Source organism: Ramlibacter sp. P4_H7, from assembly GCF_056400765.1.
In genome coordinates this window covers 1-13,544 of record NZ_JBFUKP010000016.1, presented here as the reverse complement: position 1 = coordinate 13,544, position 13,544 = coordinate 1, and the positions used below count along the sequence as shown (strand labels likewise).

General features: G+C 67.2%; 11 protein-coding genes and 1 pseudogene. 1 reads left to right on the top strand and 11 read right to left on the bottom strand.

Going from position 1 to position 13,544, the window contains the following annotated elements:
* Positions 1-58: 58 nt before the first annotated feature.
* The 11 genes from AC1DSA_RS19360 to gyrA form a co-directional block, all read right to left on the bottom strand.
* The gene (locus tag AC1DSA_RS19360; RefSeq protein WP_477892183.1) at positions 59-571 is read right to left on the bottom strand and encodes a ComEA family DNA-binding protein; all 513 of its coding nucleotides are present in this window, start codon (positions 569-571) and stop codon (positions 59-61) included.
* A gap of 102 nt (positions 572-673) precedes the next feature.
* Entirely contained in the window at positions 674-1,684 is a 1,011-nt protein-coding gene (gene rfaD / locus AC1DSA_RS19355; RefSeq protein WP_477892181.1) for an ADP-glyceromanno-heptose 6-epimerase, read from the bottom strand.
* Positions 1,681-2,610, bottom strand: a complete 930-nt coding sequence (gene rfaE1 / locus AC1DSA_RS19350; RefSeq protein ID WP_477892180.1) for a D-glycero-beta-D-manno-heptose-7-phosphate kinase — start codon at positions 2,608-2,610, stop codon at positions 1,681-1,683. Before rfaE1 ends, rfaD begins: the two co-directional genes overlap by 4 nt.
* Before the next feature lie 103 nt (positions 2,611-2,713).
* Positions 2,714-3,847 carry a lipopolysaccharide assembly protein LapB gene (lapB, locus tag AC1DSA_RS19345; RefSeq protein ID WP_477892178.1) on the bottom strand — a complete coding sequence of 378 codons (1,134 nt, stop codon included), beginning with the start codon at positions 3,845-3,847 and terminating at the stop codon, positions 2,714-2,716.
* Positions 3,837-4,121: a LapA family protein gene (locus AC1DSA_RS19340; RefSeq protein WP_477892176.1), complete on the bottom strand. Its 285-nt coding sequence runs from the start codon at positions 4,119-4,121 to the stop codon at positions 3,837-3,839. Before AC1DSA_RS19340 ends, lapB begins: the two co-directional genes overlap by 11 nt.
* A 105-nt stretch (positions 4,122-4,226) precedes the next feature.
* A complete protein-coding gene (locus tag AC1DSA_RS19335) occupies positions 4,227-4,526 on the bottom strand; it encodes an integration host factor subunit beta (protein WP_477892174.1) in 300 nt (99 codons plus the stop codon).
* A 48-nt stretch (positions 4,527-4,574) separates the two neighbouring features.
* A complete protein-coding gene (gene rpsA / locus AC1DSA_RS19330; protein WP_477892357.1) occupies positions 4,575-6,347 on the bottom strand; it encodes a 30S ribosomal protein S1 in 1,773 nt (590 codons plus the stop codon).
* A 24-nt stretch (positions 6,348-6,371) separates the two neighbouring features.
* Complete coding sequence (locus tag AC1DSA_RS19325) at positions 6,372-8,366, bottom strand: bifunctional 3-phosphoshikimate 1-carboxyvinyltransferase/cytidylate kinase (RefSeq protein WP_477892172.1); 1,995 nt, start codon at positions 8,364-8,366, stop codon at positions 6,372-6,374.
* Between the two features lie 3 nt (positions 8,367-8,369).
* Positions 8,370-9,242, bottom strand: a complete 873-nt coding sequence (locus AC1DSA_RS19320) for a prephenate dehydrogenase (RefSeq protein ID WP_477892355.1) — start codon at positions 9,240-9,242, stop codon at positions 8,370-8,372.
* Between the two features lie 13 nt (positions 9,243-9,255).
* Positions 9,256-10,338, bottom strand: a complete 1,083-nt coding sequence (pheA, locus tag AC1DSA_RS19315) for a prephenate dehydratase (protein ID WP_477892170.1) — start codon at positions 10,336-10,338, stop codon at positions 9,256-9,258.
* A complete protein-coding gene (gyrA, locus tag AC1DSA_RS19310) occupies positions 10,338-12,971 on the bottom strand; it encodes a DNA gyrase subunit A (RefSeq protein ID WP_477892168.1) in 2,634 nt (877 codons plus the stop codon). Before gyrA ends, pheA begins: the two co-directional genes overlap by 1 nt.
* A 229-nt stretch (positions 12,972-13,200) precedes the next feature.
* Between gyrA and AC1DSA_RS19305 the strand changes: the two are divergent.
* Positions 13,201-13,544 (top strand): annotated as a pseudogene (locus AC1DSA_RS19305) (hypothetical protein); the annotation flags it as partial.

Here is a 13,544-nt window from a genome sequence, read left to right as displayed (position 1 = left end):
CGCGAGTGCGGCGCTTTTCCTCTGGGGAATCCCGGCGTGCGCCGGGAGGCCAGCCTGCTTACTTCTTGGCGCCGGAAGCGGCGGGCTTCGCAGCGGAGGCGGCCGGCTTGGCAGCAGCCGTCTTGTCGTCCTTCTTGGCGTCCTTGGACTCGGGCTTGGCTTCCTTCGCGTCAGCCTTGGCGTCCTTCTTCTCGGTCTTCGCTTCGGCCTTGGTTTCCTTCTTGTCGGTCTTGGCTTCCGCTTTCGCTTCCTTCTTGTCCGTCTTGGCCTCGGCCTTGGTTTCCTTCTTCTCTTCCTTCGCGGCCTTCTTGTAGGTCTCGCCCTTGACGGTCAGGCCCTCGGCGGAAAACTTGGCGGCGTTGCCTTCGCCCACGCCCTTGACGCGGGTGATCAGGTCGTCCCAGCTCTTGAAATCGCCCTTCTTGCGCTCGTCGACGATGGCCTTGGAGATGGACGGGCCGATGCCCTTGATGGCATCGAGTTCGGCGGGGGTCGCCTTGTTGACGTCGACAGCGGCAAAGGCGGCAGCGGCGTAGAGCATGGCCAGGATGGCCAGGATTTTCTTCAGCATGTGACTCTCCCCATCGGGATGGTTGACCGCGGGCCGGCGGACCGCGCCCACCTTCAACGGCGGCCCGGTTGGCACCGTTGACCTCGCGGCTAGGGACGAACCCTAGGAGCCTGCCTGCTCCCGGCGGGAAAGCGCCTGCATGTAACGCGCCACGCCCGTCGCCACGTCCGCGAAGGCGTGCTCGCAGCCCGCGGCGCGCAGGGCGGTCAGGTCCGCCTGGGTATAGCACTGGTACTTGCCGCGCAGCGCGTCGGGAAAGGGGATGTACTCCAGCAAGCCCAGGTCCACGGCGGTCGCGGCGTCCTGCACGCCACCTGGATGCAATGCATGGATGACACCCAGCGCCACGTCGTTGAAAGGCTGCGCGCGTCCGCTGCCCAGGTTGAAGATGCCGGATTTTTCCGGATGGTCGAAGAACCACAGGTTCACCGCCACCACGTCGTCGACGAACACGAAGTCGCGGGTCTGCTGGCCCGGGCCGTAGCCGCCGTACTCGCCGAACAGCTTGACCTTGCCCTGCTCGCGAAACTGGTTGAACTGGTGGAAGGCGACGCTGGCCATGCGGCCCTTGTGCTGCTCGCGCGGGCCATACACGTTGAAGTAGCGGAAGCCCGCCACCTGGCGCTTGGCGCGCTTGAAGTCCTTGCCCAGCTGGCCGCGCATGCGCTGGTCGAACAGCAGCTTGCTGTAGCCGTAGACGTTGAGCGGGCCCTCGAATTCCGGTGACTCGCGGAAGGTGTCGGAGCCGCCGTACACCGCGGCGGAGGACGCGTACAACAGGCGGGTGCCGCGCTGCTGGCAGCTGTCGAACAGCGAGCAGGACACTCGGTAGTTGTTGTCCATCATGTACTTGCCGTCCTGCTCCATGGTGTCGCTGCAGGCGCCCTCGTGGAACACGGCCTCCACCTTGCCGAAGCCGCCGTCGGCGAAGGCGGAATAGAACGCGTCGGCGTCGAGGTAGTCCTCGATCTGCAGGTCCACGAGGTTCCTGAACTTGTCGCCCTGCTTCAGGTCGTCGACCGCGATGATGTTGTGGATGCCGCGGGCGTTGAGGCCCTTGACGATGTTCGATCCGATGAAACCGGCTGCGCCGGTGACGACGACGCGTGTCATGCGAACAACTCCTCGTAGGAAACGGTGGCGGTGCCGAACTTGCCCACCACGATGCCGCCGGCCCGGTTGGCGATCGGCACGGCCTCGCGAAGCGACAGGCCCGCGGCCACCATGGTCGCCAGCGTGGCGATGACGGTGTCGCCGGCGCCGGTGACGTCGAACACTTCGCGCGCCTGCGCCTTCACGGTCAGTTCGCCCTGCGCGTCGAACAGCGTCATGCCTTCCTCGCTGCGGGTGAGCAGCAGGCCGTCCAGGCCCAGGTCGGTGCGCAGCTTGTGGGCGCGCGCGCGCAGGTCGTCCTCGCTGTTCCAGCGGCCCACCACGTCCTGCAGTTCGGCGCGGTTGGGCGTGATCATGCTGGCGCCGCGGTAGCGGCCGTAGTCGGAGCCCTTGGGATCGACCAGCACCGGTTTGCCCGCCGCCCGGGCCGCCGCGATCATGGCCGGGATGTGCGCCAGCCCGCCCTTGCCGTAATCGGAGAACAGGATGGCGTCCTGCTGGGCCAGCAGGCCGGTGAAGGCCTCGTTCTGCAGGGCGAGCACCTCGTGGTCCGGCTCGTTCTCGAAGTCCATGCGCAGCAACTGCTGCTGCCGGCCGATCACGCGCAGCTTGACGGTGGTGCGCAGGCCCGGGTCGCGCTTGAGGTGGGCCTGGATGCCCGTTTCCTTCAGCAGCGCTTCCAGCCGGTGGCCCGGCTCGTCGTCGCCGACCACGCCCAGGAAGCTGGCCTGCGCGCCGAGGGTGCTGACGTTGTAGGCGACGTTGGCGGCCGCCCCGATGCGCTCTTCCTCGCGCGACACCTTCACCACGGGCACCGGCGCCTCGGGGGAAATGCGCTCCACGGCGCCGTGCCAGTAGCGGTCCAGCATGGCGTCGCCGACCACGAGGACGCGCGCCTTGGCGACTTGTTGTTTCGATGGATTCATGGGGTGTCGTGCCTCTTCCAGGGCCACCGCGGAACCGGCTCTGCCGGGCCGCTGGTGGCGCCCCCTTGAGGGGGAGGCGGCCGCAGGCCGCTTCGGGGGTGGGTCATAACTCTTCGACCCGGCGCGCCGGGTAGCTGTCCCAGGCCTGGCAGCCGGGGCATTGCCAGAAATGCTGCTTGGCCTCGAAGCCGCAGGCGGCGCAGCGGTAGCGGGTGAGGGGCTTGGCGGCCTGGTCCAAGGCACGTTGCACTTCGGGATGGAACTGTTCGTGCTCCAGCTTCTCGCCGGCGATCCACTTGGCGGCGGCGACCAGGGATGGCTCGCGCTGCAGGTGCTGCACGTACCAACTGCGCGCGGCTTCCGGGTCGCTCACCAGGGCGGTGATGCCGTCCAGCACGTCGAGCGACGACGACTGTTCGTAGGCCGCATGCAGCAGCTTGCGCGCCTCGTCCTGCGCACCGCAGGCGTTCGCCGCGTCCACCAGGGGCGCCGCCAGCAGCGGCAGTGCGGAGGGCACCGCCTCGGCCGTTTCGACCAGCAGCGCGAAGGCTCCGCGCGCGTCGCCGGCCTTGCGCCGCAGCGCGGCCAGTTCCATCCGGGGGCGCGGCGAGTCCGGCGCCGCCTTGAGCGCCTGCTGCAGCAGCTGTTCGGCCTGCTCAGGCGATGCGGCCTGCGCCTGCTCGCACAGGTAATGGGCCTGCCGGCCGGCGAACTGGCCGGAGGAACCGGAGTCGAGCTTGCGCGCGATCTCCGAAGCCTGAACCCAGTCGCGCGAACGCTCGTAGATCGCCAGCAGCGCCAGCAGCGCCTGTTCTTCGTAGGCGGTGCCTTCCAGCTTGCGCAGCGCCTCCTCGGCGCGATCGAGCAGGCCGGCCTTCAGGTAATCGAGCGCCAGCGCATGCTGGGCCCGGTGCCGGTCCTCGCGGCTCAGGTCGGCGCGCGACAGCAGGTGTTCGTGTACCCGCACCGCCCGCTCGTACTCGCCGCGGCGGCGGAACAGGTTGCCCAGGGCGAAGTGCAGCTCGGAGGTGTCCGGGTCGTTCTGCACCGCCTCGATGAAAGCGTCGATCGCCTGGTCCTGCTGTTCGTTCAGCAGGAAGTTCAGGCCCCGGAAGTAGGCCTTGGGCGCCAGCCGGTTCTCGATGCGCAGCTGCCGCAGGTCGAAGCGCGACGCCAGCCAGCCGAGCCCGAAGGCGACCGGCAGGCCCCACAACAGCCAGGTCAGGTCAAAGTCCATGCGTCGGAGGCGTGCCTTGGCCGATGAGGGTGCTGTGGCCTTCCGAGGCCGGCGTGCGGCGCGCCGCCTTGCGCTGCTTCCACCAGCGCGGGACCATGCCCAGCGCGCCGATGGCGAGGCCGCCGGCGAAAGCCGCGAGCACGACCAGCACCAGCGGCGCCGTCCACGCGGTGCCGAAGAAAAAGTGCACGGTCGCGTCCTGCTGGTTGTTCAGCGCGAAGGCGAAGAGGGTAAAAAAAATGGCTGCCTTGAGCAGCCATGAGAGGTATTTCATCGGGCTCCTCGGTCACGAGGAATTGTACGGTTCAGGTCCTTCGCCTCCGGGTCGCTCCAGGCCGACGGCCGTCCCCCGATGGGAAACGACGTCGCCCCCGGGCGCTCATTTGCGCATTTCCGCGGTCCGCTGGTCCACCGCTTCGCGCAGGGCCTTGCCCGGCTTGAAGTGCGGCACCCGCTTTTCCGGGATGTGCACGCTTTCGCCCGAACGGGGATTGCGGCCCATGCGGGGCGGGCGGCGGTTGATCGAGAAGCTGCCGAAGCCGCGGATCTCGATGCGGTGGCCGCGCACGAGCGCATCGCCCATCGCGTCCAGGATGGTCTTGACCGCATACTCCGCGTCGCGATGCGTCAGCTGGCCGAATCGCGCCGCCAATTCTTCAACGAGGTCCGAACGGGTCATGGGCAAAGGATAACGGGGCAGGCCTGCGCCCGCCCCGTCTTTCGCGTATTACTTGTCGGCGTTGTCCAACTTCGCACGCAGCAGCGCGCCGAGGCTGGTGGTACCGGCCTGCTCGCGGGCGGACTGCTGGCTCAGGTTGGCCATCGCGCCCTGCTCGTCGATCATGTCCTTCTGCTTGATGGACAGCTGGATGTTGCGGGTCTTGCGGTCGATGTTGACGATCACGGCCGTGACCTCGTCGCCTTCCTTCAGCACGTTGCGCGCGTCTTCCACGCGGTCGCGGCTGATTTCGGAGGCACGCAGGTAGCCCAGGATGTCGCTGCCCAGGTCGATCTCGGCACCCTTCGGGTCCACCGTCTTGACCTTGCCCGTCACCGTGGAGCCCTTGTCGTGCACCGAGGTGAAGGTGGAGAACGGGTCGCCATCGAGCTGCTTGATGCCCAGGCTGATGCGCTCGCGGTCCACGTCCACGCCCAGCACGATCGCCTCGACTTCCTGGCCCTTCTTGTAGTTGCGAACGGCGGCTTCGCCGGTTTCGTTCCAAGAGAGGTCGGACAGGTGCACCAGGCCGTCGATGCCGGCAGCCAGGCCGACGAACACGCCGAAGTCGGTGATCGACTTGATCGGGCCCTTGACGCGGTCGCCGCGCTTGGTGTTCTGCGCGAATTCCTGCCAGGGGTTGGCCTTGCACTGCTTCATGCCCAGGCTGATGCGGCGCTTGTCTTCGTCGATCTCTAGGACCATGACTTCGACTTCGTCACCCAGCGACACGACCTTGGACGGGGCCACGTTCTTGTTGGTCCAGTCCATTTCGGAGACGTGCACCAGGCCTTCGATGCCGGGTTCCAGTTCCACGAACGCGCCGTAGTCGGCGATGTTGGTGACCTTGCCGAACATGCGGGTGCCCGGCGGGTAGCGGCGGGACACGCCCAGCCACGGGTCGTCGCCCATCTGCTTGAGACCCAGGGACACGCGGTTCTTCTCGGTGTCGAACTTGAGGATCTTGGCGGTGATTTCCTGGCCGGCGGTGACCACCTCGGACGGGTGGCGGACACGGCGCCAGGCCATGTCGGTGATGTGCAGCAGGCCGTCGATGCCGCCGAGGTCCACGAACGCACCGTACTCGGTGATGTTCTTGACGACGCCGCGGACGATGGAGCCTTCCTTGAGGGTTTCCATCAGCTTGGCGCGCTCTTCGCCCATGGACGCTTCAACCACGGCGCGGCGGCTCAGCACCACGTTGTTGCGCTTGCGGTCCAGCTTGATGACCTTGAATTCCAGGGTCTTGTTCTCGTAGGGCGACAGGTCCTTGATGGGACGGGTGTCGATCAGCGAACCGGGCAGGAAGGCGCGGATGCCGTTGACCAGGACGGTCAGGCCACCCTTGACCTTGCCGGTGGTGGTGCCGGTGACGAATTCGCCGGATTCCAGGGCCTTCTCGAGGCTCATCCAGGAAGCCAGGCGCTTGGCCTTGTCGCGCGACAGGATCGTGTCGCCGTAGCCGTTTTCGATGGCGTCGATGGCGACGGAGACGAAGTCCCCGGCTTGCACTTCGACTTCGCCCTGGTCGTTCTTGAATTCGTCGATCGGAATGTAGGCTTCCGATTTCAGGCCGGCGTTGACCACCACGTGGTTGTGCTCGACGCGCACGACTTCGGCGGTGATGACTTCGCCGGCGCGCATCTCGGCGCGTTGCAACGACTCTTCGAACAGGGCGGCAAAAGATTCAGACATTGAGTTTGCGGAATGACCCGCGGGTTGAGTTGTCGATCCCCGCCACCGGTGCGCTGCTGCGCGGAGGGAGTGTCGGGGGCCATGCAGGGCCGTGAAGCCCCGCTTACTGCATCAGGCCCTCTTGGGGAAAGCCTGTTTTTCCTCCCACCACTGGAGCACCTGGGCGACCGATTCTTCGACGGTCTGTCCCGAGTTATCCAGGAGGAGGGCGTCTTCCGCAGGCCTGAGGGGGGCGACGGCGCGACTGGAATCGCGTGCATCGCGGGCCTCGAGGTCGGCGAGAAGACCCGGGAGTGTAGTCGAAATTCCTTTTGAAATCAACTGCTTATGCCGCCGTTCCGCGCGTTGGGCGGCGCTCGCGGTCAGGTAGACCTTGAGCGGGGCGTCCGGGAAGATCACGGTCCCCATGTCGCGGCCGTCCGCGACCAGCCCGGGCAGCTTGCGGAAGCCCTGCTGCAGGGCCACCAGCGCCGTGCGCACGGCCGGCAAGGCCGACACCCTGGAGGCGTTCATGCCGGCTTCCTCGGTGCGGATGGCGTCCGTGACGTCGTGGCCGTCCAGCAGCACGCGCCCGTCGATGAAGACGATGGGCAGGGTCTCCGCCATCCTGGCGATCGCGTGCTCGTGCGCAATGTCGAGGGCCAGCCCGGCACGGGTCGCTGCCAGGCCGGCGATCCGGTAGAGGGCGCCCGAATCCAGGTAGTGGTAGCCGAGGCGGCGGGCCACTTCGGACGCCAGGGTGCCCTTGCCCGAGGCCGTCGGTCCGTCGATGGCGATCACGGGCACGTGGGGGAGGGAAGTCCGGGACACCGAGAACAGGGCCTCGAAATAGTCCGGGAAGGTCTTGGCCACGCACTTGGGGTCTTCGATCCGCACGTGCACGCCCGCCGGGTTGAAGGCGGCGAGCGCGAAGCACATCGCCATCCGGTGGTCGTCGTAGGTGTGGATGGACGCCGCGCGCCAGTTCGTCGGCGGCGTCACGCGGAGGAAATCCGCCCCTTCCTCGACGCCGGCCCCGAGCTTGCTCAGCTCGATCGCCATGGCGGCCAGGCGATCGGTCTCCTTGACCCGCCAGCTGGCGATGTTGCGCAGGGTGGTGGTCCCGTCGGCGAAGAGCGCCATCACCGCCAGCGTCATGGCCGCATCCGGGATGTGGTTGCAGTCGAGGTCGATCGCGCGCAGCGGCCAGGTCCCGCGCTTGACTTCGAGCCAGTTCGGGCCGCTGGTCACCGCTGCGCCCATCGCGATGGCCGCGTCCACGAAGCGGATGTCGCCCTGGATCGAACTGGCGCCCACGCCTTCGATGCGCACCGGCTGGTCCGGGGCAGCGAGGGCACCCAACGCCACGAAATAGCTCGCCGAGGAAGCGTCGGCCTCCACGTGGATTTCACCGGGCGAGCTGTAGCGGCTGCCCGCGGGGATGGTGAAGCGCTGCCAGCCCTGCCGCGCCACGCGGATGCCGAAGCGCTCCAGCATGTTCAGCGTGATCTCGATGTAGGGCTTGGAGATCAGGTCGCCGACCACGTCGATCACGATGTCGCGAGTGGCCACCAGGGGCAACGCCATCAGCAGCGCGGTCAGGAATTGGCTGGAGACGTCGCCGCGGACCTGGATCGGCGCATCCAGCTTCAGCGCCGGTGCCGGATGGATCTTCAGCGGGGGATAGCCGGGGTTGGCCAGGTAGTCGATGCGGCAGCCCAGCTGGCGCAGGGCGTCGACCAGGTCGCCGATCGGCCGCTCGTGCATGCGGGCGACGCCGGAGACTTCGAACTCGCCGCCCATGAGGGCCAGCGCGGCCGTGAGCGGGCGCATCGCGGTGCCGGCGTTGCCGAGGAACAGTCGGGCGTGCGCTGCTGGTTGCTTGCTGCCCAGGCCTTCGATCTCGACGACCGCGCCGTGGTGCACCACGCTGCAGCCGAGTGCGCGCAGCGCGTCGAGCATGACGCGCGTGTCGTCCGAATCCAGCAGGTCGTGCACGCGGGTCCTGCCGCCGGACAAGGCGGCCAGCAGCAGCACCCGGTTGGAAATGCTCTTCGAGCCCGGCAGCGCGACGGTGCCGCCGGCCTCCTCGAGCGGGGCGAGGTCCAGGAAGGCGGTGGAGAACACGGCTTACTTGGCCTTCTGGCCCATGCGCCAATGAGCGCGCGTGGCGCTGGCCTGCGCCAGCATCTCTTCGAGCTTTTCGCCGCTGCCGTCCTCGGCCAACTGCAGCATGTTGTGCAGGCTGCGCTGGAACATCTTGGCCTGCTCCACGAGTTCGTGGCGGTTGGCCAGCAGCACGTCGCGCCACATCTTCGGATCGCTGCCGGCGATGCGGGTGAAGTCCTTGAAGCCGGGACCCGCGAGACTGAGGAAGTCCTTGCCCTGCGGCTGGTTGACGATCGCGTGCACCAGGGCGAAAGCGATCATGTGGGGCAGGTGGCTCACCGCGGCGAATGCAGCGTCGTGCTGGTCGGGCGACATCTGCTGCACGTGGCAGCCCAGGGCCTCCCACAATTCCTGCGCCTTCTTCAGCTGCGCGGTCTGCGTCTTCTCGATCGGCGTCAGGATGACCTGCTTGCCCTGGTAGAGGTCGGGGTCGGCGTGGTCGACGCCGGAAACTTCCTTGCCGGCGATCGGGTGGGCCGGCACGAAGGAGCCGACGTGGTCGCGCAGCACTCGGCGGGCAGCCTCCACCACGTCACGCTTGGTCGAGCCGACATCCATCACCAGCATGTTGGCCGTGACCAGGTGCCGGATCGCCTTGAAGGTGGCTTCGGTGGCGGCGACCGGCACGGAAATCAGCACGATGTCGGCGCCGGACACCGCCAGCAGCGCGGAGGGCGCCTCGACGTCGATCACGCCCATCTGGCGCGCGCGCTCGGTGGTGGAGGGGGACTTGCTGTAGCCGACCACCCGCTTCACCAGGCCGGCGCGCTTCATCGCGAGCGCGAAGGAGCCGCCCATGAGGCCGCAGCCGATCACCCCCAACTGCTCAAACATCGCGGCCATCTTGTTATTCGCCCAGGGGATAGGTGCCCAGCACCTTGTAGAAAGCACACAGCGACTGCAGGTCCTTGAGCGCCGCCGCCACGTTCGGCTGGGAGGGGTGCCCTTGCAGGTCGATGTAGAAATAGTATTCCCACTGGCCGGACCGTGCCGGGCGGGACTCGAAGCGCGTCATGGAAACGCCGTGCTTCTTCAGCGGCACCAGGATGTCGTGCACCGCGCCCGGCCGGTTGGGCACGGAGACGATGAGGCTCACGCAGTCCTTGCCCGAAGCTTCGGGCGCGGCCAGCGTCTGCGGCAGGCAGACCACGGCGAAGCGGGTTCGGTTGAAGGCGTCGTCCTGGATCGCGTGGGCCGCGGTGTGCAGTCCGAACTCGGTGCCGGCGCGCTCGCTCGCGATCGCCGCCCACCGGGGGTTCGTCGCCGCCAGCCGCGCGCCTTCCGCATTGCTGGAGACCGCGCGCCGCTCGACGTCGGGCAGGTGGTTGTTGAGCCAGCCCTGGCACTGGGCCAGTGCCTGTGGATGCGCCAGCACCACCTCGATCCCGTCCAGGGTCGGCGTCGTGCGCAGCAGGTTGTGGCGCACCAGCAGGCTGGTTTCGCCGACCACGTGCAGCGGCGTCTGCAGGAACAGGTCCAGCGAGCGCGCGACCACGCCCTCCGTCGAGTTTTCCACCGGCACCACCCCGTACCCGGCGGTGCCGGCAGCCGTCGCGCGGAACACCTCGTCGATGCTGACGCAGGGCACTTTCTCGATGCTGGAGCCGAAGAACTGGATGGCCGCCTGTTCGCTGAAGGTGCCGGCCGGGCCCAGGAAGGCGACCCGCTGCGGCGCCTCGAGGGCGCGGCAGGCCGACATGATCTCGCGCCACACGTGGGCGATGTTGTCGGCCTTCAGCGGACCCGGGTTCGCGGCCTGCAGGCCGTTGATGACCTGCGCCTCGCGTTCGGGACGGAACACCGGCGAGCCTTCGGCGCGCTTGAGCTCGCCGACCTCGTTGGCCAGCGCGGCGCGGCGGTTCAGCAGCGTCAGCAGTTCACGGTCGACCTGGTCGATGCCGGTGCGAAGTTCGGCGAGGGTCTTGGACATCAGGAGGTGGGGGTCTCGCTGCCGGCGGTGTCTTCACCTTCGGCGGCTCCCGCGTCATTCTCCACGATGCGCTGCAGGCCACTCAGCTTGGAGCCTTCGTCCAGGCCGATCAGCGTCACCCCCTGGGTGGCGCGGCCCAGCTCCCGGATCTCGCTGACGCGCGTGCGCACCAGGACGCCGCGGTCCGTGATCAGCATGATCTCGTCGTCCGCATGCACCAGCGTGGCCGCGACGACCTTGCCGTTGCGTTCGCTTTGCTGGATGGCGATCATTCCCTTGGTGCCTCGACCGTGGCGGGTGTATTCGCCGATCGGGGTGCGCTTGCCGTAGCCGTTCTCGGTGGCGGTCAGGACGCTCTGCGTTTCGTCCTCGGCCACCAGCATGGCGATCACGCTCTGGCCTTCGTCCAGCTGCATGCCCTTCACGCCGCGCGCCGCACGACCCATCGGGCGCACGTCGTTCTCGTCGAAACGCACGGCCTTGCCGCCGTCGGAGAACAGCATCACGTCATGCTTGCCGTCGGTGAGCGCCGCACCGATCAGGTAGTCGCCCTGGTCGAGGTCCACGGCGATGATGCCGGCCTTGCGCGGATTGCTGAACTCGTTGAGCGCCGTCTTCTTGACCGTGCCCATGGACGTGCCCATGAACACGTAGTGGTCCGCCGGGAAACTGCGGAACTCGCCCGTGAGCGGGAGCACGACGTTGATCTTCTCGCCTTCCTGCAGCGGGAACATGTTGACGATCGGGCGGCCGCGGGAGCCGCGCGAGCCCGCCGGCACTTCCCACACCTTGAGCCAGTAGAGGCGCCCGCGGTTGGAGAACGCGAGCAGGTAGTCGTGCGTGTTGGCAATGAAGAGCTGGTCGATCCAGTCGTCTTCCTTGGTCTGGGTCGCCTGCTTGCCCCGGCCCCCGCGCTTTTGCGCGCGGTACTCGCCCAGCGGCTGGCTCTTGATGTAGCCCGAATGGGACAGGGTCACGACCATGTCGGTCGGCGTGATCAGGTCCTCGGTGGCAAGGTCCTGCGCGTTGTGCTCGATCACGCTGCGGCGCGCACCCAGCTTGGTCTGCCCGAATTCGTTGCGGATGGCGCCGAGTTCGTCGGTGATGATGGCCGAGACGCGCTCCGGGCGCGCCAGGATGTCCAGCAGGTCGTCGATCTCGGCCATGACCTCGCGGTACTCGGTGACGATCTTGTCCTGCTCCAGCCCGGTCAGGCGCTGCAGGCGCATCTGCAGGATTTCCTGGGCCTGTGTGTCCGACAGGCGATACAGGCCGTCGCCGCCCAGGCCGTACTGCTTTTCCAGGCCTTCGGGACGGTAGTCGTCGGCATTGATGACGCTGCCGTCGGTGCGGGCGCGCGTGAGCATCTCGCGAACCAGGCTCGAGTCCCAGGGCCGGTTCATCAGCTCCATCTTCGCCACCGGAGGGGTGGGCGACTCGCGGATGATGCGGATGAAGTCGTCGATGTTGGCCAGCGCGACTGCCAGGCCTTCCAGCACGTGGCCGCGTTCGCGGGCCTTGCGCAGGTTGAACACCGTCCTGCGCGTGACCACCTCGCGGCGATGCTGCAGGAAGACCTGGATCAGGTCCTTCAGGTTGCACAGCTTGGGCTGGCCGTCGATCAGGGCCACCATGTTGATGCCGAAGGTGTCCTGCAGCTGCGTCTGCTTGTACAGGTTGTTGAGGACCACCTCGGGCACCTCGCCCCGCTTGAGCTCGATCACCAGCCGCATGCCGGACTTGTCGCTCTCGTCCTGGATGTGGCTGATGCCCTCGAGCTTCTTCTCGTGCACGAGCTCGGCCATCCGTTCCTGCAGCGTCTTCTTGTTGACCTGATAGGGGATCTCGTCAACGATGATCGCGGTGCGCTGGCCCCGGTCGATGTCCTCGAAGTGGCACTTCGCGCGCATCACCACGCGGCCTCGGCCGGTCCGATAGCCCTCCTTGACGCCGGAGATGCCGTAGATGGTCGCGCCGGTGGGAAAGTCCGGCGCCGGAATGATCTCCATCAGTTCATCGATGGTCGCTTCCGGATTCCGCAGCAGGTGCAGGCAGGCGTCCACCACCTCGTTCAGGTTGTGCGGCGGGATGTTGGTGGCCATGCCTACCGCGATGCCGCCCGAGCCGTTGACCAGCAGGTTGGGCAGCTTGGACGGCAGGACCAGCGGTTCCTTCTCGCTGCCGTCGTAGTTGGGCCCGAAGTCGACCGTCTCCTTGTCGATGTCGGCCAGCATCTCGTGCGCGATCTTGGCCAGGCGGATTTCCGTGTACCGCATGGCGGCGGCGTTGTCGCCGTCGACCGATCCGAAGTTGCCCTGGCCGTCGACCAGCATGTGGCGCATGGAGAAGTCCTGCGCCAGGCGAACGATCGTGTCGTACACCGACTGGTCGCCGTGCGGGTGGTACTTGCCGATGACGTCGCCGACGATACGGGCCGACTTCTTGTACGGCCGGTTCCAGTCGTTATTGAGCTCGTGCATCGCGTACAGCACGCGTCGGTGGACCGGCTTCAGGCCGTCCCGCGCGTCCGGCAGCGCACGGCCCACGATCACGCTCATGGCGTAGTCGAGGTAGCTGCGCCGCATCTCCTCTTCGAGGCTGACGGGCAGGGTTTCTTTGGCGAAGGAGGTCATTGAGGTGCGTCAAGCAGACACGAAACCGTTGATTTTACGTTTTTGCCGCTATGTCGCGACGGTGCAACAGAGAGTCGGTATTGCGGTTTCGTCCTACGGTGCCTGAACGACCCAGCCGTTGATTGTGTAATGCCCTATGGCACAATGCCCTGAACGTAACTGGTGAATTGGTCACTAAGGACGTAGTGTTGGCGCAGCGCAGCTGCGACTTTTCCCCAAGAGGAGAATCATGAAGAAACTGAACAAAGTGGCGCTGATGTTTGCCTCCACTGCGCTGCTCGCTGGCTGCGGCTCTCTGTCCCAACCGGCAGCGCCCACGGCGGCAGCTCCCGCTGGCGCCCGAGTGACCGCTGCCAACGGCGGCACGCAAGTGGACAACTGGCAGAACGGCACCGGCGAATACGTGTGGCGCAACGGCACCAACGAACTCTGCTGGCGCGATGCCAACTGGACCCCGGCGACCGCCGCGACCGGTTGCGACGGCGCGCTGGTCCGCGCTGCGACACCCGCCCCGGCTGCCCCGGTCGCCGTTCCGGCACCGGCCCCGGCTCCCGCGCCCGCCCCGGCCCCGGC